The organism is Edaphobacter flagellatus (assembly GCF_025264665.1).
Taxonomy (GTDB): domain Bacteria; phylum Acidobacteriota; class Terriglobia; order Terriglobales; family Acidobacteriaceae; genus Edaphobacter; species Edaphobacter flagellatus.
In genome coordinates this window covers 3,667,482-3,690,105 of sequence record NZ_CP073697.1, presented here as the reverse complement: position 1 = coordinate 3,690,105, position 22,624 = coordinate 3,667,482, and the positions used below count along the sequence as shown (strand labels likewise).

18 protein-coding genes and 1 tRNA gene are annotated in these 22,624 nt (G+C 57.5%); 13 read left to right on the top strand and 6 right to left on the bottom strand.

Going from position 1 to position 22,624, the window contains the following annotated elements:
- Positions 1 to 213 precede the first annotated feature (213 nt).
- The 8 genes from KFE13_RS15480 (at position 214) to KFE13_RS15445 (ending at position 6,178) form a co-directional block, all read left to right on the top strand.
- Positions 214 to 1,032 (top strand): SDR family NAD(P)-dependent oxidoreductase, encoded by an 819-nt coding sequence (locus KFE13_RS15480; protein ID WP_260704034.1) that lies wholly within the window; start codon positions 214 to 216, stop codon positions 1,030 to 1,032.
- Positions 1,033 to 1,316: 284 nt separating this feature from the next.
- Entirely contained in the window at positions 1,317 to 1,958 is a 642-nt protein-coding gene (locus KFE13_RS15475) for a GNAT family N-acetyltransferase (protein ID WP_260704033.1), read from the top strand.
- A 98-nt stretch (positions 1,959 to 2,056) separates the two neighbouring features.
- On the top strand, positions 2,057 to 2,857 hold the full coding sequence (locus KFE13_RS15470) for an SDR family NAD(P)-dependent oxidoreductase (RefSeq protein ID WP_260704031.1): 801 nt from the start codon (positions 2,057 to 2,059) through the stop codon (positions 2,855 to 2,857).
- A gap of 19 nt (positions 2,858 to 2,876) precedes the next feature.
- The gene (locus KFE13_RS15465; protein ID WP_260704029.1) at positions 2,877 to 3,473 is read left to right on the top strand and encodes a TetR/AcrR family transcriptional regulator; all 597 of its coding nucleotides are present in this window, start codon (positions 2,877 to 2,879) and stop codon (positions 3,471 to 3,473) included.
- A gap of 150 nt (positions 3,474 to 3,623) precedes the next feature.
- Positions 3,624 to 4,964, top strand: a complete 1,341-nt coding sequence (locus KFE13_RS15460; protein WP_260704026.1) for an epoxide hydrolase family protein — start codon at positions 3,624 to 3,626, stop codon at positions 4,962 to 4,964.
- Complete coding sequence (locus tag KFE13_RS15455) at positions 4,961 to 5,422, top strand: NmrA family NAD(P)-binding protein (protein WP_260704020.1); 462 nt, start codon at positions 4,961 to 4,963, stop codon at positions 5,420 to 5,422. The genes KFE13_RS15460 and KFE13_RS15455 overlap by 4 nt, the downstream gene beginning before the upstream one ends.
- Positions 5,423 to 5,471: 49 nt before the next feature.
- Positions 5,472 to 5,750 carry a hypothetical protein gene (locus KFE13_RS15450; RefSeq protein WP_260704019.1) on the top strand — a complete coding sequence of 93 codons (279 nt, stop codon included), beginning with the start codon at positions 5,472 to 5,474 and terminating at the stop codon, positions 5,748 to 5,750.
- Between the two features lie 47 nt (positions 5,751 to 5,797).
- Entirely contained in the window at positions 5,798 to 6,178 is a 381-nt protein-coding gene (locus KFE13_RS15445) for a site-specific integrase (protein WP_260704018.1), read from the top strand.
- Positions 6,179 to 6,238: 60 nt separating this feature from the next.
- Here the strand turns inward: KFE13_RS15445 and KFE13_RS15440 are convergent.
- Positions 6,239 to 6,313: transfer RNA gene (locus KFE13_RS15440), tRNA-Asn, on the bottom strand.
- A gap of 303 nt (positions 6,314 to 6,616) precedes the next feature.
- Here KFE13_RS15440 and KFE13_RS15435 point away from each other — a divergent pair.
- From KFE13_RS15435 to KFE13_RS15425, 3 genes are all read left to right on the top strand, one after another.
- The gene (locus KFE13_RS15435; RefSeq protein ID WP_260704016.1) at positions 6,617 to 9,169 is read left to right on the top strand and encodes a glycoside hydrolase family 95 protein; all 2,553 of its coding nucleotides are present in this window, start codon (positions 6,617 to 6,619) and stop codon (positions 9,167 to 9,169) included.
- 144 nt (positions 9,170 to 9,313) lie between these two features.
- Complete coding sequence (locus KFE13_RS15430; protein WP_260704014.1) at positions 9,314 to 9,469, top strand: hypothetical protein; 156 nt, start codon at positions 9,314 to 9,316, stop codon at positions 9,467 to 9,469.
- Positions 9,470 to 9,517: 48 nt separating this feature from the next.
- The gene (locus KFE13_RS15425; protein WP_260704008.1) at positions 9,518 to 10,477 is read left to right on the top strand and encodes a quinone oxidoreductase family protein; all 960 of its coding nucleotides are present in this window, start codon (positions 9,518 to 9,520) and stop codon (positions 10,475 to 10,477) included.
- 15 nt (positions 10,478 to 10,492) lie between these two features.
- Here KFE13_RS15425 and KFE13_RS15420 read toward each other — a convergent pair whose 3' ends face one another.
- Both KFE13_RS15420 and KFE13_RS15415 read right to left on the bottom strand, forming a co-directional pair.
- The gene (locus KFE13_RS15420) at positions 10,493 to 11,554 is read right to left on the bottom strand and encodes a VWA domain-containing protein (protein WP_260704006.1); all 1,062 of its coding nucleotides are present in this window, start codon (positions 11,552 to 11,554) and stop codon (positions 10,493 to 10,495) included.
- 17 nt (positions 11,555 to 11,571) lie between these two features.
- Positions 11,572 to 14,739, bottom strand: coding sequence for a hypothetical protein (locus tag KFE13_RS15415; protein ID WP_260704005.1), 3,168 nt, complete (start codon positions 14,737 to 14,739; stop codon positions 11,572 to 11,574).
- 687 nt (positions 14,740 to 15,426) lie between these two features.
- On the opposite strand from KFE13_RS15415, the gene KFE13_RS15410 reads away from it, so the two are divergent.
- Both KFE13_RS15410 and KFE13_RS15405 read left to right on the top strand, forming a co-directional pair.
- Positions 15,427 to 16,305 (top strand): acyl-CoA desaturase, encoded by an 879-nt coding sequence (locus KFE13_RS15410; protein ID WP_260706981.1) that lies wholly within the window; start codon positions 15,427 to 15,429, stop codon positions 16,303 to 16,305.
- A gap of 383 nt (positions 16,306 to 16,688) precedes the next feature.
- Positions 16,689 to 17,678 (top strand): DUF3011 domain-containing protein, encoded by a 990-nt coding sequence (locus KFE13_RS15405; protein WP_260704002.1) that lies wholly within the window; start codon positions 16,689 to 16,691, stop codon positions 17,676 to 17,678.
- A 459-nt stretch (positions 17,679 to 18,137) separates the two neighbouring features.
- On the opposite strand, the gene KFE13_RS15400 is transcribed toward KFE13_RS15405, so the two are convergent.
- The 3 genes from KFE13_RS15400 to queG all read right to left on the bottom strand — a co-directional run bounded on the left by KFE13_RS15400 (position 18,138) and on the right by queG (position 22,614).
- Positions 18,138 to 20,318, bottom strand: coding sequence for a PP2C family protein-serine/threonine phosphatase (locus tag KFE13_RS15400; RefSeq protein WP_260704000.1), 2,181 nt, complete (start codon positions 20,316 to 20,318; stop codon positions 18,138 to 18,140).
- Complete coding sequence (locus KFE13_RS15395; RefSeq protein ID WP_260703998.1) at positions 20,305 to 21,231, bottom strand: YihY/virulence factor BrkB family protein; 927 nt, start codon at positions 21,229 to 21,231, stop codon at positions 20,305 to 20,307. Before KFE13_RS15395 ends, KFE13_RS15400 begins: the two co-directional genes overlap by 14 nt.
- Positions 21,232 to 21,417: 186 nt before the next feature.
- Complete coding sequence (gene queG, locus KFE13_RS15390; RefSeq protein WP_260703996.1) at positions 21,418 to 22,614, bottom strand: tRNA epoxyqueuosine(34) reductase QueG; 1,197 nt, start codon at positions 22,612 to 22,614, stop codon at positions 21,418 to 21,420.
- Positions 22,615 to 22,624 lie beyond the last annotated feature (10 nt).

Here is a 22,624-nt window from a genome sequence, read left to right as displayed (position 1 = left end):
ATGGCGGCGTAGGGCAGAGAGTGGGAGCTTCTCTGCGATAGCTTCTGTCGACTTATATTTTCAACATTTGCAACACGCAACACATCTTCGACAGGGCGGAAAACTCTAAACTGCTCATTTTGTGCGTACTAGCGGCTCGACGGGTTTTGGCACCGCAAGTGCTTCTTATCAAGGCGCGGGTGAAAAGCTTCGTTCACCCGGGAGGCAGCATACATGTCTGAATCAACACATCAGGATATTGCTCCTATCACTGGCGCGTCGACCGGTATCGGTGCGGTCTATGCCGACCGCCTTGCCCAACGTGGCTACGATCTCATCCTCGTTGCACGCGACGCCGAGAAGCTTTCCGAGACTGCCGCGCGATTGAAGTCTATCGGCCGCACCATCGAGACCATTCCGGCGGATCTGACGAATGCGGTCGATGTAGAACGCATCGCCGAACGGTTGAGAAGCGATTCTCGAATAACGGCGCTCGTCAATAATGCCGGCCTCGGTAGTGCCGGCAAGCTTCTCGCCTCGAACATCGACAATCTGGAGTCGATGATCTACCTCAACGTGACGGCGCTAACACGGTTGGCTCTCTCGGCTCTACCGGGTTTTATAGCTCGTAAGCGCGGCTTATTGATCAATATTGCTTCGGTGGTTGCCCTTGCGCCGGAGCGTCTGAATGGGACCTACAGCGGTACTAAAGCTTATGTTGTGAACTTTACGCAAGCGCTGCATGAGGAGGTTGCAAGCATGGGAGTCACTGTTCAGGTTGTCCTGCCCGGCGCGACCGCAACCCCTTTCTGGGCAAAGGCCGGTCGGCCAGTAGAGCAACTGCCAAGCGAGATCGTGATGAGTGCTGAAGACATGGTCGACGCGGCTCTTGCCGGCCTCAATCAACACGAGGTAGTGACGATTCCCGCTCTGCCAAACATCGCGGATTGGAACAATTTCGAAGCGGCCCGCAAAGCGCTCGGACCTAACCTCTCTCATCGGAAACCTGCAGCACGCTATGAGGTCGGAGCTGAGTTGCAGCGCTTAGCGTGAACACTACGTGCCTGCAGAGCTTTGAATAAATCGAACAAAATTGGGGGGAAGTGAGATGCCTTCAGGCGAAAACAAAAGCCTCTGGCAACAACTTTGGGATTGGTTCGTACTCTTCAGCGGAATCTCCACCGCTTCCAACCTCTCCCGTACGCGACCTGATCCTGTCTATCAGAGAGGTATCTTTCTTTTTCGCAAAGGCAGATCCCGATAGAGTGGTCCGAGTGCCCCCGACATCTGGAAGTACACAAGCAACGTGGTTTGAGCAAGACTGGAGGTAGTCCAACGTGGCAACACAAAATTCTGAGTCGCTATTTCAATGGCCCTTGCAACCGGTAACTCTCCAGGGTTATTCGGTGCGCCTTTCTCTCGTCGATTACAGCCATCTCGAACAGCTCTATCGTTGGTCGACAGAGGAGGACATCTGGCGCTACATGACTTTTGCCCACCTCGAATCGAGGGACGAATTAGAGGCATGGATTGGCGGGGCAATGGACGCCAACAGGCGAGGCACAGAGCTGAACTTCGCCATCATCGACGAAGCGAGTCAATCGGCAGTCGGGACAACGAGTTTTTATCGCGTCGTGCCGGAACACAAAAGGCTAGAGTTGGGGAAAACTTGGCTAGGTGCGCCATACCGACGGACGCACATCAATACTGCGGCTAAGTATCTAATGCTCAATCACGCGTTCGAAGGGATCTTGGCGAACAGAGTTGAGCTAAATACTGATATCAGAAATGTTCGATCGCAACGTGCCATGGAGAGAATTGGAGCTATACGTGACGGAGTCTTGCGTTGCCACACAATTATGCGCGACGGATTCGTTCGCGACACCGTGAACTATTCCTTCACGTTTAGGGACTGGCCAGCAACCAAAGTTGCTCTTCGAAAAATGCTGGAAGAGCGAGTGTCCAATCTCGACGCCTAACTTCTAACAATAAACAATTTTATGCATCCATAGACCGACCGGTCTAATCTATTCAAGTGCGAGGGAAAATACCTCGGGAATCTAGGAGGTTCAACACCATGTCAGCATTCACATCGAAAGGCACCGCTCTTGTCACTGGTGCTTCCACCGGCATCGGCGCAGTTTACGCCGATCGCCTTGCCAAGCGCGGTTACGATCTCATTCTCGTGGCTCGCAGCCAGGAGAAACTCTCCGAGGTTGCCGCACGATTGAAGTCCACCGGTCGCAGCATCGAAACGATCGCCGCCGACCTAACGAAGGCGGAAGATGTTCGGAGGATCGCTGAGCGTTTGCGTACCGACTCTGCAATTACTGCACTGGTAAACAACGCGGGCCTGGGCAGCGCAGGGAAACTTCTTGATTCGAACATCGACGATCTCGAATCGATGATCTATCTCAATGTCACTGCACTAACACGATTGGCTCTTGCCGCTTTACCAGGTTTTGTAACGCGCAAGAACGGTCTGCTGATCAACATTGCTTCCGTCGTGGCTCTTGCGCCAGACCTTCTGAACGGCACATACAGCGGTACCAAGGCGTATGTCGTGAACTTTACGCAAGCGTTGAAAACCGAATTGGAAGGCACAGGTGTCACTATCCAGGTTGTGTTGCCCGGCGCAACGGCAACACCCTTCTGGGCGAAGGCCGGTCGTCCGGTGGAGGACCTGCCGAGCGAGATCGTGATGGCCGCTGAGGATATGGTCGATGCATCCCTCGCCGGTCTCGATCAGCATGAGTTGGTTACCATTCCGGCTCTACCGGATCCCACCGACTGGGAGAAGTACGATTCGGCGCGCAAAGCTCTTGGCCCAAACCTTTCGCGTCGGAAGCCCGCAGCCCGGTATGGCATCCAGGCCTGATCTCACAAGAGGAGTCTTTATGGCAACGAAATCGACGCGGGATCACCTGATTGACATAGGTCTGAAGCTGATGCACCAGCATGGATACAACGCTACTGGTGTAGCAGAGATTCTGAAGGCGGCGGATGTGCCGAAGGGCTCGTTTTACCACCACTTCGGGAGCAAAGAAGACTTTGCGGCGGCAGCGCTCGGGAGATATACCGAGCGCGAGGCTGCGCATGCCGACTCGGTCTTGATGGGCTCGAAGATGGCGCCACTCAAACGTCTGAAGCAGTACTTCACGGATCTCGTGAAGTACTATGGCCAGAAAGGAGCTATTCCCGGCTGTATGATGGGCCGTTTCAGTCTGGAGATTGCGGCAGCGAATCCAGAACTGAGAAAACAGATCAGTGCTACGTTTACGCACTGGCAGCACACGATTGCTACGGTCATTGAGCAAGCGGTCGCGCAGAAGGAACTGCCTGCGGGTACAGACCCTGAATCGCTGGCGGGTTTTCTGCTCAATAGCTGGGAAGGAGCGGTACTGCGTTCGCAGGCGGAAGCAAGCGACGCTCCGCTGGAACTCTTTATGCAGATCGCATTCGATCAATTGCTGAAGAAACACTCGAAAGCCTGACCTCGCACCATATCTCCCAGTCGATATAGGCCGGTAGTAGCGGCTTTGAGCCTGGGCCCATGGCAACCGGCTGCAAAGCTGGATGCGAAGCCTCGCGCAAAAACAGGGCGAGTACCCCTCTCCAAAAGCTACTCAAAGGAGAACACCGTTATGGAAGAACTAAGCAACAAATCACGCCGTCACTTTCTCAAGACCAGCTCAATGCTGAGTCTGGGAGCTACGTTTAGTCAGGTAATGATCGGCAAGGCATTCGCAGACTCCCAACCGATCGCTGCCCACACGGGCCAGATCGGAGATATTGCAATTCGCCCGTTTCATGTGAACGTTCCGGAAGCGGAACTTACGGAACTGCGCCGGCGCATTCAAGCGGCTCGGTGGCCTGAGCAGGAACGTGTCGCCGATGCGTCGCAAGGCGTCCAGCTTCACACCATGCAGAGGGTCGCGCAGTATTGGGCAGATGAGTACGACTGGCGCAAGGTCGAAGCAAGATTGAACACACTGCCGCAGTTCATCACCGAGATCGATGGCCTCGACATTCATTTCATTCACGTTCGCTCGAAACATGAAAATGCGTTGCCACTCATCGTCACGCACGGGTGGCCCGGCTCAATCATCGAGCAGCTGAAGATCATTGATCCGCTTACGAATCCGACCGCCCATGGCGGCAGCGCATCCGATGCATTCGACGTTGTGATTCCGTCGCTGCCCGGCTACGGATTCTCGGGCAAGCCGACGACTACGGGTTGGGACATCGCCCACATTGTGCGCGCTTGGACGACGTTAATGAAGCGTCTGGGATATACGCACTTTGTTGCTGCAGGCGGCGATGTGGGGGCGCAGGTCGCCGACGAATTTGGCGTGCAGGCACCTCCGGAACTGCTTGGCCTTCACTCAAACATGCCCGGGACGGTTCCGGCCGACATTGCCAGAGCACTCAATAACCATGAACCAGCGCCGGCTGGCTTATCTACCGAAGAACGGCACGCCTGGGACCAGCTCGACTTCTTCTACAAGAAAGGACTCGGTTACGCCATCGAGATGAGCAACCGTCCCCAGACGCTCTACGGTCTTATGGATTCGCCTATTGGACTTGCAGCCTGGATGATCGATCACGATGCACGCAGCGAGGAGCTTATTACGCGCGCCTTCGACGGAAAAACCGAAGGTCTGACGCGAGACGACATCCTCGACAACATCACGCTCTATTGGCTGACGAACACGGCGGTATCTGCGGCGCGATCTTATTGGGACTATAGCTCCACGGCGAAGAAAGGGTTTTTCGACGTCAAGGGTGCCACCGTTTCCGTTGCCGTCAGTGCCTTTCCGGACGAGATTTATACCGCTCCGCGCAGCTGGGCGGAGAAAGCGTACCCCAAGCTCATTCACTACAATAAGCTTCCCAAAGGAGGGCACTTTGCGGCCTGGGAACAGCCGACGCTCTATTCAGAAGAGTTACGCGCCGGCTTCAGATCATTGCGAAGCAAAGCGTGAAGGTAGCCATGGGCTGTCACGTAATTAACCGGAATCCTTATCAGATTTCAAGTGAACACATGGGAGAGATAAAGATGGCAAGTCCAATCTTAGTTACCGGTGCGGCAGGACGCATCGGCGGCGTAGGGCGCACGATCACCGAGCTGCTGTTGAGGCAAGGCCAGATGGTACGAGCGATGGTGCGAACTGAAGACGAACGCGCGCAGGTGTTGCGCGACATGGGGGCGGAAGTGGTGGTCGGCAGTCTGCTCGATCTCGATTCCATGCACCGGGCAATCGACCAATATTGGGCAAGGGTCGCGTTAGCCAGGTGGGAGATCGGCGCAATCCGCATCCTTGCAGATGAAGAGAGAACACGCGAGATAAAGAGATATCACACAACAGTACAGGAGTATCTATTCCGATCCGGATCAACCATCAGCCAAGAGTATCGTCATCCCTTTGATCAGTGGAACTAAGTCGCTGTAGCAGAAATTCCTGGCTGAGGACCCGGGAGAAGATGTCGTCATGCCGATAACAAAGATTTCAGAGAAGCCGGTGTTAACGGTCGACCTGATGCTCTTGTTGTTGGGTGCGATCGGAGACCTCGGTGATCTATGTCTTATGTTGGTTGGCATCTTCAGCGGACCGCGCGCCAGCGAGGCTATGGCATTGCAATGGAAGTCCTGGACGGGTGTCTCGCTCATGCCCTACGGCATTGCTGTCGAAGGGCAGCTCTACGAAGGGCGAACGAAGACGAGGGCAAGTCGAGCTCGATCGCCGTTCCTGAACCTGTACGACCGGTGATCGAAGCGTGGCGAAAGATTTGTCCAGATCCGTCTCCGGAGGCGCTCATGTTTCCGACCTTCGGACGCGGCGAGCGAAAAGGACAACCCGTTCCCCGCCACGCCAAGAACTTCCTCAACTGGCGGGTTCGTCCGATTGCAGCCAGGCTGGGGATTCCCAAACACCTCGTGACCTTTCAGGTCATGCGGCGTTCCTTGGGCACCCATCTTTCAGGCCACGGGACGCTCAAGGATACGCAAGGCGCTCTCCGTCACGCGAGCATCACAACCACTGGCAATGTGTATGTGCAGGTGGTTGAAGAGAACGTGATGCGCGCTGTGAACTCTCACGCGACGACGGTGCTGGAAGGCTGGTCTCCGGCAGTCGGAGCGATGGGCTTGACAGGGCGGAATATAAGACTACTCCCTGTTCCATCGCGAGGTGCGTAAGCAATTTGGTGAAATTTGGTGAAGTCTAGGAGAGGAGGTTTTGTAATTGCTTGATTTATTTGGCTCCTGAGGTAGGACTCGAACCTACAACCCTTCGGTTAACAGCCGAATGCTCTGCCATTGAGCTACTCAGGAACATCTTTAGAGCCCGTTGAGGAAACGCGCTACGATGTATTCAGTTATAGCAAATTGCTGCCTTACGGTCAAAACATCACAAGCCTTCCCGATGGTTAGGATCAGTAACATTCACGACAGCAGAATTCCACATTTGATATTTTACTTTCGACAGTAAAAATCTTGAAAAGCACGCACTCAGCCTAGAATGATCCGTGCAGTCTGCTTATGATCTTCAGAGCTGTCTCCACTTGCTGGCTCTATCATTACTTGCAGATATCATCCGGAAGCACGTCACCGGATCCAACTTCAGGAGCTTGAATCATGCAGAACCTCACCACCCGTCGCCGATTTCTGGCGACCTCCGCCGCAGCGGCTGCTGCCACGCAGCCCGGCGCACTGGGCTGGGCGATGCAGGCCGCGCAGGGTCAGGCAACAGAGGATGAGTCCACTCCATACAAACTCTTCTTCGATCAACCCGCCGCATCCTGGCCAGACTCTCTGCCCGTCGGAAACGGACGTCTCGGAGCCTGCGTTTTTGGCCAGCCCGGCAAGGAGCGCATTCAGCTCAACGAAGAGTCCATCTGGGACGGCGAGGTGCGCGATCGCAATAACCCCGTCGGCAATATCACTGTCCAGAAGATGCGCCAGCTCCTCTTTGCAGGCCGCATCGCTGAAGCCGAGGCATTGGTTCTCACAGACTTCCTCGCTGTTCCACGACGTCTTCCCTGCTATCAGACGCTCGGTGATCTTCATCTCGACTTCGGCGATATAACCGACACCGCCAACTATCGGCTTGAGCTAAACCTCGACACCGCCATCGTCACAACCACCTTCACGCATCAAGACGTCAACTACCGTCGCGAGGTCTTCGCCTCGCAGCCCGATCAAGCTATCGTCATCCGCCTCACCGCCAGCCGCCCCGGTAAGATCAGCTTCCGCGCAACGTTGGATCGACCTGCCAACTTCAAGACCGCGGCCATTGCACAAAATCGCCTGACACTCTCCGGCGAAGCGCTTCCCGTCAACGACAACCCGGGACTTCCCATTAAAGAGCGGCAAGTTGGCGTCAAATATTATGCCGAGCTACTGGCCGTCTCCACCGACGGAACCACCTCCACACAGGAAGGTGCACTCACCGTCTCCAAAGCAACGGCGGTCACGCTCTTCATCGACTGCGCGACAAACCTGCGTTATCAGGCAGGCGAAGCTGCCATGCACCAGGCTGTCACCAACAATCTTCTCGGTGCCGCGGCCAGACCGTATGCCGACCTGCGCGCGCGGCACATCGCCGATCATCAGCGTCTTTTCCGTCGTGCCTCGATCACGATCGGAAGCACCAATCCAGCTGCCGATCCGAATGCCGGCATCGCAACGGACAAACGCCTCGCCAAAATCAAAGCCGGTGGCGAAGACCTGGGACTACTTGGCATCTACTTCCAGTTCGGCCGCTACATGCTGATCGGCAGCTCCCGTACCGGAACGATAGCCGCCAATCTGCAAGGCATCTGGAACGAATCGGTCGATCCGCCCTGGGGATCGAAGTACACCATCAACATCAATATTCAGATGATCTACTGGCTGGCCGAGCGAGCAAATCTCTCCGAGCTCCATGCGCCGCTCTTCGATCTCATCGACCACACACGAACTCCCGGCCGCACCACAGCGCAGCACTACTACAACGCACGCGGCATGGTCACCCATCACAACACCGACGTGTGGGGAGACTGCGTCCCCGTCGATGCTCTCGGCGGAGGCGTATGGCCCATGGGCGCCGCCTGGCTCTCGCTGCATCTGTGGGACCACTACGACTACACCGGCAATGCCACCTTCCTGCGCGAACGCGGCTACCCTGTCCTCCGAGAGAATGCTCTCTTTCTTCTCGACTACATGGTCACCGACCCTGCCACCGAAAAATTTGTGACGGGCCCATCCTGCTCGCCCGAGAACAAGTACAAACTGCCCGACGGCACAGCGCACAATGTCTGCATGGCTCCCACGATGGATATCGAGATCGTGCGTGCCGTACTCACACGTCTTCTGCAAGCCGCCTCTGTCCTGGCTACCACGCCAGAGTGGGATGCTACCGCCGACGCCGAGTTGCACAACCGCGCGCGCCTCGCCCTCATCAAGCTCCCTCCCTTTCAGATCGGCAAGGCTGGCAATCTTCAGGAGTGGCAGGCCGACTACGCAGAAAACGAGCCCGGCCACCGCCACATCTCTCACCTCTTCGCGCTCTTCCCCGAAGACCAGATCACGCCGCATCGAACACCGGAGCTGGCAAAGGCCGCACGTGTCACGCTTGATCGCAGACTCGCCGCTGGTGGTGGAAGCACCGGCTGGTCTCGTGCATGGATCGTTTGCTGCATGGCTCGCCTCGAAGACGGCGAAGCCGCTTACGAAAGCCTTACGCGTCTCCTCGCCGATTCCACGCGCGGCAATCTCTTCGACATCTGCGGGGTGAAACCAAACTCCCCCTTCCAGATAGACGGCAACCTCGGCGGCCCGACAGGCATGGTCGAAATGCTCCTCCAATCGCATGCTGGAGGATCAGGCAACTCCATGCAGCGCGGTGTAGAGTCTCCGGCAAACATCATCCGACTTTTGCCCGCACTCCCTAAAGCCTGGAGCACCGGCACCTTCCGCGGCCTGCGCGCACGCGGCGGCCTTGAGATCGACCTCGAATGGGAGAACGGCAAAGCGACTGTGGCCACCCTGCGCGCACGCCTCGACCTCACCCACCACATTCTGGCTCCAAAGGGACAGCACATCGCCTCCATCTCGCCTACCACCACCCAACCCATACCCAGCGAGAACCCCGGCGAGCTCATTCTTCCCATGCGCGCCGGCGAAACCTTCACCGTCCGGTTTGCCTGACGCACCAGCCAACCGCCGTTCGCGCAAAACCATCTTGCGATACGTCAAACCTTACGGGTATATATGTCCGGACGGAGTTTTCATCCTCGGATGACTCCGAATATGACTCGGGAGCCCGACGGCGTGCATCGCCAAACAGCAAGAATGCTTCTGACGGTCCTGATGTATGCAGGCGTAGCCCTCTTCCTGCTCCCGTACATCATCGAGAAGGCATCTCTCGCTCCCATCCTGATGCTGGTCGGAGCTCTCATGGCCGTCGCCTGCGGCCTCCTGCGCTGCTACTTCACAGAAGGCGAGTAGACTGCAGGCTCTACGACATCAGAAGATGTCTCAAGGGAGAGCCTTCCAGTGAACGCAGCCGTCGTCGAATCCTTCAGCACGCCGCCACGCTATACCACCTTCAACGATCCCACTGCCGCAGAAGGCGAGCTCATCGTTCGTGTCGTCGCTGCCGGCCTTCACCCCATCGTTAAATCGCTCGCAAACGGAAGCCACTATGGCAGCACCGGTGTACTTCCCTTCGTCCCCGGCGTAGATGGCGTAGGCCATCTTGAGGACGGCACTCGCGTCTACTTCGGCGTGGCACGCAGCCCCTTTGGCTCCTTTGCCGAGCGCACCGTGACGCGCAAAGATTTTCTGGTTCCCCTGCCCGGCAGTTGCGACAGCAATGTCGTTGCCGCAACCGCTAACCCGGGAATGTCCTCCTGGGTAGCTCTCAAAGAACGAGCAAAGTTTATTTCCGGCGAAAGTGTTCTTATCCTCGGCGCAACCGGCTCTGCCGGCCAACTGGCCATCCAGATCGCGAAGCGCCTCGGTGCACGCCACATCGTCGCCGTGGGACGCAACGTCAATTTCGATGCGCTGCATTCCCTCGGCGCCGACTCCGTAATCTCGCTGCAACAGGATCGCAACGCCCTCATCGAGGCTCTGCGCAAAGAGTGGACCGAAACAGGAATCGACATCGTCCTCGATTATCTCTGGGGAGAACCCGCAGAAGCCGTCTTGGAAGCCATCGCGCGTAAGGGCCTGCAGCACAGCGCCCCGCGTGTGCGTTACGTTCAGATCGGCGGCAGCGCTGGCCCTACCATCACATTGCCTGCGGCAACACTGCGCAGCTCCGGGCTCGAGCTTCTTGGCAGCGGCTTCGGCAGCGCTTCTATGGAAGAAATCTTTCGTTCTCTCGCCGAATTTTTCGCGGCTTCGGCAGCGCAGCCCTTTCAGGCAAACATTCGGCCCGTCGCACTCAAAGATGTCGAAGCGCTCTGGAATACTTCAGGCGAGCACACTCGCCTCATCTTTCAACCCTGACGCCTTCCTCACCTGCTACTGCGGGATCCCCTCCGACGAAGCCGCCACCGGAGCCGGTCCCGCCGTCGCAACCTGCGCCGGTTTCAGCACGCGATACCCATCTCTCGTACGAATGCGATACTTCTGCGCAGCCTCGCCCACCAGCTTCACCGAGATGCTTCGCCACCCACGGTTCGGATTCGCCGCCGGATAATAGCTCAGCGAATACAGATGCGCCAGATCCTCGCGAATCGATGCAAAGGCGTCCTTCTCATCCTTCCAGCTCTTCGCGAAATATGCCTTGCCTCCCGTCGCCTTGCTCATGCGCTCGAAGACCGCCGTCGAGATCGGCTCGGCCTGCGCATCCCGCGTGCTGATCATATAAATGATCGTCCCCGTTGATTGCGCCAGCTCCGCGACATCCTCCGGCGGCACCAGGCTCGCATTGTCGGGCCCGTTCGAAAACACCACGATCGCCTTGCGGCCCGTCAAGCGCGCCGCATCCTTCACCGTAAGCAAAAGACTGTTGTAAAGTGCAGCATCATCTCCCGCCACCGTGCTCCGCACACCCCGCAGCACCGTCTGTCGCTCCGGCGTTAGCGGAACGGCACGCGATAGATCGCGGCTGTACGAATAAAAAGCCACGCTGCTTACGCCTTCCAGCGAACGGATGAAATCTGCAATCGAATCCTGCGCAAACACAAAGCCGCGATACATATAGTTGCTCGTGTCGAACAGAATAAACACGTTCGCACCCGTAATCCCCTGCCCCGACCCAGTCGTGACCGCCGTTCCATTCTCACTCTGTCTTACGGACTCCGGAATAACCGGCTGCGAGATCATCCTGCCCTCCGGTCCGCTCATCACCAAACGCGTCGTCGGCTCATTGCCCTCTTCAAACGTCGCGATCTTCTCCGGAATTTTGTCTTCCGTAATGACAAAATCCTCCGGCTTCAGCCCGGTCACATAGTTTCCTTTCCGATCGGTGACGGCAATGTTCAACTGAACCAGCACAACGTTGACCGTGATGCGCGAATCATCCTGCGCCGCAGTTCTCCGCGGTCCGCTCAGCAACACCAGGGATAACAATAGAAGCATAGGGAAAGCAGATTTTCTCACCGTACTCCTCCAATCGCGGACTCGGGCCGCATCTCTTCTGTGCTGCGTAATGCCGAATTCGTAGTAGTCGGCAGCGGAGCGATCTTGCCTTGCAGAAACTCGTCCCCTGCCTCGTGCATCGCTCGATTCAACGCTGGCCAGTCTTCAAGATCAGTGGCAAAGATCTTCGCCGTCATCCTCCGCGTCAGCTCCGGCACCAGATGATTCAGCGTCGCCGGTGCATATCCCTTCTCATCCACCAGCCGTGCCCAGTAAAGATTGTTTGACTCCCACGATTCGCCAAACAGCCGGCTCGACTCTCCGCCAAACGATGGGAACGGCTTCACATAAAGCAGCTCCGACGCATAGCTGCGCGTCAGTACCGGATGCGGCACGCCAAAATCGCGCGCCAGTCTCTCCGGCGAAGTCTCCTCCGGGTCCTGCATTCGCAACGCTTCCAACTGCTTACTCGCTGTACCGTACGACGCTGCCTGTGCCGGATACCGCCGCCGGAACTCTGCTGCCAGATAGAACGTGTCTGCAGGCATGGTCTGCGACAACACCGCCACCGCATCCTCACCATCCGCCAGCGATTGGTTCAGCGCCTCAAGACGCTGCGGAGCCATTCTGTCCGCGAGGATGGTCGTCACCTGCCCGCGCAGTTCCGCATTCGCAGCCGCAGCAGACAGCAGCTCCTCGCCCGATCGCTGATACAGCGCTACTGCATGCAGCTCGCTCGGCGTCACACTCCACCATCGCGGCACCGTTGCCGAAACCATCAGGTCTGGCACCAGTTCCTTCCATATCAACGCCTGCACATTTTCCGGAGCGATAAAGTCCTGCTCCGTCGATGCCAACGCATACGGCAGGTCGGCCAGCGAACCCATCAGGTACGCGCCTCCGCCTGCTGGCGTACCTACCCCCATCAGCTCTGGAGCCTGCCAGTACCGCTCTGAAGTCACGACAGAAATTCCCGAAAAATCGTGCGATCGCACAAAGAGAGAATTGTTATGCAGCACCTGCGCGCCGGGCGGCTCGTAGTATGCATAGTTCAGCCCTACCAGCGTGTCGCGCAAAAACGGTGTCAGCTGTCCTCGCGCCGCATCCAGTTGTGCCTTATTGCCGGAGCTCTTGATGATCTTCGTCAGATCCGTCTTGATCTGCAGCTCGGCATGATGCGTCGTATAAACACCTGGAGCCCACGTGATCTTCTCGTTGTTCGTAAAGATCGGCCGCGGCATCTCAAACTCGCGCAACCCGCCGGCCAAAGCCAGCATGTTCGCCGGAGCAGGCGCTCCGCCCGCCATGGCGCTAAACCCATCGCCCAAACCAAACAGCGTATCCAGCGACACCAGCCGCTGGTCCTCAAGCACGTTGCGAATACGATCCGCGATCTCCTGATGCGTTCGTTGCGCCTCAGCTCCCTGCTGCACAGGCCCTGCCAGCAGTTCCACCACCTCATCTTGTGTCACTGTCGGCTTGCCTGCCGCTGCCACCAGCAGATTGCTCAGCGAAGCCCGCGTCACATCAAACAACTGCGACGGCGATCCAATCTGCGCGAACGGTCCCACCATGCTCTGCCACGAGCTGTTCAGCTCGGCCTTCGGAATCTCACCCTGCCGCGCCATAATCTGCCACAGCCCGACATTCGCCTGGAATGCTCCTACGGCATTGCCGCGCAACGTCTGATTCGAGATGCCTCCAATCGCATCGGCAACATTCATAAATCGCGTGATCGACTCATCCGTCAGCTCCGGAAACTCCGAGAACAGCATGTACCAGCTTCCAAATCGCTGGAACCGGCTCGCCAGCAGCCGCACCGTCTCCGCCGAAAGCCTCCTCTCCGCCGGACGCCCCGCATCGATCTCCGACATCGTCAGATAGCTCTGCAGAGGCCCCGTATCCGACTCCAGCCTCGACAGCGAGGCCATCGCTTCCAGCACCTGATCGCCCGTCGTCCAGTTATGCGACCTCTTCGCCCACGTATGCACCAGCTTCGAATCACTCTTCTGATTCAGGATGTCCTTCCACACCGCCACACCACCAGGCACATGCGGCTGTCCATCAGCATCCCATCCCACCCGCGTAAACAGCACGAGCAGCCCGGGCGCTCTACGAAACACGCTCGCCGTTGCACCCGGGTCGATGTCCGGCGAACGAAACGCCTCATACACATGCTTCAAACGCCCAGGCTCTGTAAGGTGCTCGCGCTGTCTCTGATTCACCCGCGCCAGCGCGTCAAAATACGCAGCCAGCCAGCCATTGTCCTTCGTGATCAGCTTCAGGACAAAATCCCCCGAAGCCTCCGGGCTCGCTCCCACCAGCTCCTTCCATACCGGCTCCGCCGCATCTCCTCCCGGAACCAGCACCTTCCCCGAACGAATCACAATCTGGCTACCGTAAAAATCCAGCACCGGCGCAGACAACGACAGCTTGTACAACCCTGCCGACCTGGCCAGCGCATCGTTCGTCTCGCTATCGTTGCGCGCCATCGCCCAGTACAACCGCGCCACCTCGGGCTCACGCATCAACAGATCAATCAGGTCGCTCGACGTTTTTTTCCTGCTGATGCTCAGCCAGTCCGACTCATGCAGCAGCACCGGCACCTTCGTCGACGGATAGACATAGTCGAACGGCACGCCCTTCTGTAGCGACTCCTCCAGCGTCACCAGCGGAAATCCCGAATCGATCGTCAGAAACGCTCTATCCGGATTCGACGTCGCCAGCGTCAGGCTCTTCTGCTGACAGTTTCCCGTCACCCGATAGCCCAGTATCTGCACCAGCGTGCCCACATCCTCGCAGCCCTTCACGTGTATCGTGCCCTGCGAACCTGCCAGAATCTGCAGCTCACGCGCCTGCTGCACATAACGCTCAACCAGCAACAGAAACTCCGTAGGCTGCGCACGTGTATATCCCTGCATATACACATTGCGTGCAAGCAGCGGCAGCACATCGTCTGGAGAGATCTTCTGGCTGATGCCCGCCATGCGCAGAAACGACCGCAGCGGCCCAGGAATCAGAATGCCATCCGTCGCACGCGACACCGACCGGCCCGCCGGCACAGCCTTCGGAATGCGATGAGTTGACGTCGTGGAGCTCGTCTGCGTCCAGGCCACACGCGAGCAGGAGAGCAGGCAGAACATGCCTGCTGAAAGGACTGCGAGAGAACGAAGAAGGGACTTCATCGCACACACCTCGTCAGAACCCTTGAGACCTGCGGCACTTCCATGCCGACTTATCGAGGCATGATTCTTACAACCTCTGTCTCTGTCCAACCAGGCCGAAGCGACCCCGGAAAAAAGGGCAAGCAACCCTAACTCCAGCCTTGAACCGCGCCTCGAAATTCATGTCCCGTGGTTTTGTTTTGCCCGACAACTATATAGAAACCCCGTGCTCCGCACCAGAGGTTTTGCAGGAAGAATGTCAAGAAAATATAAAAAAAATGCGCTTCGGGAAACGCGACTGCATTGCTCTACGTCCTCAAATGCCGCATTCCGCACTCCGTAAGATGGCAGATCGCACCGGATTCGTTGCGCTTCCAGCCGCCCTCAAAACTCAGCCCTCCGCCCTCGCCCACGGCCCGCGTTCCTCTCCCTCCCAGCGCACAGCTTCGCCCCGCCGCGCAATACAACTCTGGCCTCATCCCAGCCTGTAAATCGAACGCCATCAGCCATTACAAAAGTCTTACACCCACTCCGGCCGCACCGCTGTTAGCTTCAGGATAGACGCTCCAAGGAAGCGGACAAAGACACATGAGCCCCTCCCTCATCACCCCTGAAGAAATCTCCCAGGCGAATCCCGCCATCGATCTAACGCAGACCACAACTTCTGCCGCCGAACGCACACGCCGCAAGGTCCGCGAAGACCTCCGCATGGGACGCGAGCACCAGGAAGGCCGTATCAACTGGATCACCGCCATCGCCATGGGCCTCTTCCACGTCGGAGCCATCGCCGCGCTGTTCTTCTTCTCCTGGACCAATCTCGCTGTCGCCGTCGTCATGTACTTCTTCGCAATCAATGTCGGCATCGGCATGTGCTATCACCGCCTGCTCACGCACCGCGGCTATAAGACCCCCCGCTGGATGGAATACTTCCTCACCGCCTGCGGCACCATGGCGCTCGAGGGAGGACCGATCTTCTGGGTCGCCACCCACCGCGTCCATCATCAGAACTCCGACCACGACGGCGACCCGCACACCCCGCACGACGGCACCTGGTGGGCACACGCCGGCTGGATCATCTCCGGCCGCGCTCTGCACTCCGAAACCGCTCTCCTCGGCCGCTACGCTCCCGACCTCACCCGCGATCCCATGCACGTCTGGCTCTCCAAGTTCCACTGGCTGCCGCTGACCGTCGCCGGCTTCCTTCAGATCGCCCTCGGCGCTGCTCTCGCGGCGCCCGGCCACCGCGTCGTCGGAGCCCTCGGCATGGTTCTCTGGGGAACCTTCCTCCGTACCACCCTCGGCCTGCACGCCACCTGGCTCGTCAACTCAGCCACACACCTCTGGGGCTCGCGCCGCTTCGAAACCCACGACGACTCCCGCAACTCCTGGTGGGTCGCCATTCTCACCGGCGGCGAAGGCTGGCACAACAACCACCATGCCCACCCCGTCAGCGCGCGTCACGGACTCGCCTGGTACGAGTTCGACATCAACTACTACGGCATCTGGGTCATGTCCAAGCTCGGGCTCGCCAAAAAGATCCAGATCGCAAAGTTCGATCCGGCCAATCCAAAGCCTGCCGGAATGTAGGGAAGATACAAGCGATATAGACGAAAGATACAAACGGCTTCAGAAGATATAAACGGTGGAAGATACAAACGGCTAGCTATAGAAGATACGAACGGTAGAAGATACGGGTAGCTATAGCAGATGAGGGTGTCATTCCGAGCGAAGCGAGGAACCCCGCATTTTGCATCCCAGCCAATAAAGCCTCAGAGGGCGCGGAATCCATCCGCGCCCTCTGCATTTAACGTCCTCTTCCTATGCGCAATAAAATGCGCATTTGCCGATATATACCTCCTCCCGCCAACCTGCATCCCACTCGACAGTGCCCAGCCAAAAGCGTATGTTTCAGTGGCTGGTCACAGGCCCTGTCTCATTTGCTGTGCACTATTAACCACGAAAGAGGCGTTATGCGTTCGAATCTGCGGTTCCTGTCCACCTTCATCTTTTCCCTTCTGGCTCTCGCTGTCCTCAGCAGCATTCCCGCGCATGGCCAGACCATCACCTGTTCCTCCGACGACGGCAAACGCAACTATTGCAGCGCTAATACGCGTGGCGGTGTGCAGATGATCAACCAGCGCAGCGGCTCACCCTGCATCCAGGGACAGACCTGGGGTTGGAACAACAATCAGATCTGGGTCGACAAAGGCTGCCGCGCCGACTTCGCTGTAGGCAATAACGGTGGCGGCTGGAATGGCGGCGGCAATAACGGCCAGACCATCACCTGTTCCTCCGACGACGGCAAACGAAACTACTGTAATGCCAATACACGCGGTGGCGTCCAGATGGTCAATCAGCGCAGCGGTTCACCTTGTATTCAAGGGCAGACCTGGGGCTGGAACAACAACCAGATCTGGGTCGACAAAGGCTGCCGCGCCGACTTCTCTGTAGGCAATGGAAATAACGGCGGCGGTTGGAACGGTGGTGGCTGGAATGGCGGCGGCAACAACGGCCAGACCATCACCTGCTCTTCCGACGATGGTCGACGCAACTATTGCAGCGCCAATACACGCGGCGGCGTCCAGATGGTCAATCAACGCAGCGGCTCGCCTTGCATCCAGGGACAGACCTGGGGCTGGAACAACAACCAGATCTGGGTCGACAAAGGTTGCCGTGCCGACTTCTCCGTAGGCAACGGAAATGGCAACGGGAATGGAAATGGGAATGGATGGGGATTCGGCAACGGTTGGAAGAACGGTGCCGGCGTCAACATTACCTGCTCCTCCGACGACGGCGGACGCCGCTTCTGCAACTTCCCCAATGGAACGAACCCGCGCAATGTCGTTCTCACGAACCAGCGCAGCGGCTCACCCTGCATCCAGAACCAGACCTGGGGCTGGAACAACAATCAGGTTTGGGTCGACAAGGGCTGCCGCGCCGACTTTCAGACCACACGCTGATCTCGGCAGCCAACCGGGCTTCGATCCCGAAGCCCGGTTGGCTCGGATTCTGGGGCAAAAGCTCCTGTCAAGCCCCTTAAAAATCGCATCTCTATCATTCCAAAGCAATTAATCATCAAATAAAGTTGCCGATTCATTCCCTGCACTTTGCTACACTTAAATCAGTACGAAATAGCCCCGGCTTCTTGCCGGGGCTAACTGTTTTAGATTCAGGATTTTGATACTTAACTCCCCTATCATTCCAAAGCAATTAATCATCAAATAAAGTTGCCGATTCATTCCCTGCACTTTGCTACACTTAAATCAGTACGAAATAGCCCCGGCTTCTTGCCGGGGCTAACTGTTTTAGATTCAGGATTTTGATACTTAACTCCCCTGCATTCAATATTTTGCGCACACAAAATACGGCAAATTACTGAATAGAAAAGGGTTATGAAAAAGCCAGGGGGGGGAGGGGGGTCAGACCTGGCGGGCGAGGACAAGGGTGATGTCGTCCGGCTGCTCATCCGCCCCGATCCATGCGTCGAGCGCCTGCATCACCTGGTTCGAAATGACGTGCAACGGCTGGTCGCGATATCGGCTGACGACCTCCATCAAACGCTCTTCCCCAAACTCGCCAAAGTCGTTTTCGGGCTCCGTTACACCGTCCGAATAAGCCACCAGAATGTCTCCGGAACGCATCTTGAAGCGATCTTCCTCATAACGCATTCCGTCCATCAGGCCAACGACAGTTCCACCGCGATCCAGACGGCGAACAGTACCATCTCTGCCAAGCACCAGCGGAGGAAGCTGACCCGCATTGGAATAAGTAAGCGTAGAGTTCCCCGCATCGTAGTGAGCAAGGAAAAGCGTCGCATACTTTTCCGGCTGCGTACTCCGATAAAGATGCCGATTCAGCAGCGAGAGAATTCTGCCCGGCGACTGAAACAGCTCGTCACAATCACCTCCGCGCTCATCGCGGCTCGCCAGCAACCCGTCGACAACCGACTCGCTAAAAACCAGCTCCTCGCTGGCAAAGCGGTAAGCGCGAACCGCAGAGTGCAACGTGGCCATCAGCAGCGCCGCAGAAATTCCCTTTCCGCTGATGTCTCCAATCGCGATGCCAACACCGGTCTCGCGACGATTGTAATGACCATTGTGCGCAGCTTCATGGAAGACAAGAAAGTCGTAGTAGTCACCGGAGACAGAACGTGCTGGCCGGCAAATACCATGCAGTTCCAGCGTGGGAAGACTGGTGATCTGGCGTGGAAACAGGTTGGCCTGCACCTCCTGCGCGATGGAGATCTCGTTCTGAAGGCGTTCTTTCTCCTTCTGCTCATGCATCAGCCGCTGCAGCGAGCCAGTCATCTTATTGAAGGAGCGACTCAAATCTGCGAGCTGGTCTTCGCGAGTGACGCCAATGCGATGGTCGAGCTCGCCTTTGTCGATCTTCTGCGTTGCGCCGTAGAGGTCGGCGACGGAAGTGGTAATCGTACGACTAAGTCGAATGGCCATAATAAGAGCCAGCAGCTCGATAAGGCCGAAGACGACACAAAGAACGATAAGGCCAATGCGGTAAACGTTCGTAACGATTCCGCCAAGCGATGCGCCGAAGAGCTGGTTGTAGAGGCGCGAAGGACGAGAGTCTACCTTGATAGGAATCGTGTCATGCTCGCCTGTGTCCCAATCGGTAACACCGACCGTGGAGAGGAAGTTGACCTGGATGTCGGTCCAGTTGACAGCAGGAGGCTGCTCTCCTCCCATGACAGAAGCGGCATTTTTATTACCGACCTGATCGCGAGCACGAAACCGGACGCTCTTCGGGCGGGAGGCATTGGGAGTTGCATTTGAATTGGTATCCGCTGAGCCGAGCCTGTCTTCGGGACGAAGCTGCACGCGACCGAGCCCGGCGGCGATCATATCCATCACCGGAGTATCGACCTCAAGGCTGGTGACAAGACTCAGAAGCCGCCCATCGCTGAGCTTGCGTTGATTGACCACCGTAAGAAAGAGCTCTCCACCATCGAGGACCAATCCCTGAAACTGTCCTCCCTTGAGTTCGGCGGCCCACGCAGGCAAGCCAAGTGGAGTCTTGCCCTTCGTGGAAATATCAGTCTGCGTAGGAGCCCCGTTCACGTAGACAACACTTTCGCGGTGCAGGCGAGGACGCGCGGTCGTAACTATTGTCTGGTCCGTACCGAAAGATGCTCGCGGAGACGGAATAGGAACGCCTTCGATCAGCTGAGCAGCCATGCCAATACGATGGGAGTTGTCGTTGCTCATCTGCGCCAGCTCTTCCTGCAGACGAGAGTCGGCGAGATGAATCGCAAATTGTCCTGCCGCAATGTAGGCAGAGATCAGGACAAAGGCGACAAAGAGAACGACAGGCGCCAGTCCGATAAGCAGATAGGTGAGCACCAGCTTATTGCGCAGGCTCCACAGCATGCGACGACGGACAAAACGGAAGGTCAGGGGAATCACCGTGACGGCAAGTGCAATACCGACCAGCCACTGAATCACGGTAAAAAATGTCCCGACGGATCCGGGAATCATGCGCAACAGGAACAGAAGACAGAACCAGGCGGCAAGCCAGAAGACGGCCCCGGCAAGGCCGGATGGAGGACGCCATTCAGACCAGCGTGACTTGCTAGCGGTCTCCATTGCGCTTCTCCTTCACCTGCTCCTGAGCCTCCATCTGAGTCTTCCGTGCCTCCTCGTACTCTACCTGCCGAGCCAGCCGCAGGGTGTAGCGTGTTGCCGAGACGTGCGCACCAGCCAGAAGCAACAGGCCGGTAAGAAATGCCCACATCATCAACCCCACCGAGATATAGAACGGCCCGTAGACAGACTGGAAGTCCAGCCAGGGCAGCGCGCGGACATACAGGTACTTTGCCACATCCCACAGAAGACCAGCCATGAGCGCGGTAGGGAGAACTGCCCGGGCCGGTATTCTGCGGTTGGGGAGAATCCAGTAGATCAGAAAGAAGAGAAATACGCTTGCCCCGGCAGCGCAAATCTTAGGAAACCATGCCGCAACAAGCCCATAAGCGAAACCCTGAGTATGTCCGAAGAAAAGCTTTGGCAGCACCACGCTCGAGCTGGAGGTGAGGGCAATGGAGATCAACGCCAGCGCCCCCACAGCAAAAGCCAGCCCCAGCGAGACGATCTGGTTATGAAGGTAGTTGCGGTTCTTCCCTACTCCCCAGACTCGATTGAGGGCCACCTCGAGCGGCAGGAAGACGCCGGTAGAGCTGACGAGCAGCATCACGAGCGAGAGAATCTGAACATTTTTTCGAGGATGCGCAAGCAACTGCATGTTCCGCATGACGAAATCCTGCCCGAGAGGAAGGAACCCGCGCATCCTCTCTCCGACGACCTGTTCCATGTTGCGGGAGTGAAAGACGCGACGGCTAAGGGTCAACAGCAACACGATAAAGGGAAAGAGCGAGAGGATAGCGTTGGCCGCGACGCTGAACGCATAAGTGTGCACTTCGGTGGCAGCCATATAACGAAAAAGAGCGACCGCCTGGGGAATAAATCCTGACTGCGGAACGGCGGGCCTGACAGCCTCCATAGGAATATCTTTATGAGCCCGGATCTGGTCAGACTGCGGGCCTGACGCTAAGGTAGCGTCGGTATCGGCTTTAGGAGGGAGGATCGAAGACATATATAGAGAAGACGGAATAAGGATAGTTAGGTTGCAGGAGCCCGCGTCTCCTCTGAGCATCAGTTTCGATGCTAGCAGAGAGAAGAAGGCAGTTCAGGATGCAGGCAGGCTGCCAGAGTGGCCTTCTGCGCCCATGTGGTCGTAGCTATCGATTCGCTTCATTGCCCATTGAGCGCTCTCAGCCAGCACCTCATCTTCACTTGCGCTCCACTGCTCCAACTGCGGTAAAAATGCTGGATCGCCGCTGTTGCCCATCGCGATAGCAACATTCCTAAGAAGCCGTTTGCGACGCGTACGCTCTAAGGGCGAACCTTTGAACTGTTCGCGAAAGCCCTTCGCATCCAGACCGGCGAGCCAGGCGAGCGGCGGGTTGACCAGCTCGGGCCGCGGCGTCATACCATCCTTTACGGCAACGGGAGCACGACGGTTCCACGGACAAACATCCTGGCAGATATCGCAACCGAAAACCTGACGACCGATGGGCGCGCGCAACGGTTCGGGAATGCTTCCCTTCTTCTCAATGGTGAGGTAAGCAATACAACGGGAGGCATCCATTTGTCGCGGCGCGACAAGAGCATCCGTTGGACATGCGTCGATGCAGCGGGTGCAGCTGCCACAACGGTCTGCCGCAGTAGCAACAGAAACTGCATCGGCAACAGGGAGCGAGGTAATGATGACTCCAAGAAGAAGCCATGAGCCAAGCTCCTGATTAATGACGCAGGCATTCTTACCGATCCAGCCGATACCGGCGCGAGCAGCAATCGAACGCTCAACCAGAGGACCGGTGTCAACATAGCAACGCGTTTCGCAGGGGGTGTTCTGCTTGATCGCGTCTTCCAGCGTGCGCAGCCGATGGAGCAGCTCGTCATGATAGTCGGTTGGCTGTAACTGGTCGTCGCCGGGCTGGCGACGACCACTCCAGGCATAGCGAGCAATCCATCCGGTCTCGGCGGGCGCCTGGTCGATAGAACGCGGCGCAAAGGCGTTATAGTTTATGGCGCAGACGACGACAGATTGTGCCCAGGGCATGGCGACTTGCACGTTGGCACGCAGGAGAATTCCCCGCTCGTCGCGGCGCTTGAGATACTCCATCTCACCGGCACGGCCGGCCGCGATCCACGCGGAGAAACGCTCGGAATCCAAAGCATCCGCATCACGGAAGGCGCCATCGAGCGGAGCCACTTCGGCGCGATCAAAACCCACCTGGGCTGCAAGCTCCCGTACCTTCTCGACGAACTGTGGGGTCCATACACCCTGCACCTGACTGCTCCGCGCGCCGCTTACTTTCACCAGGCGCAAA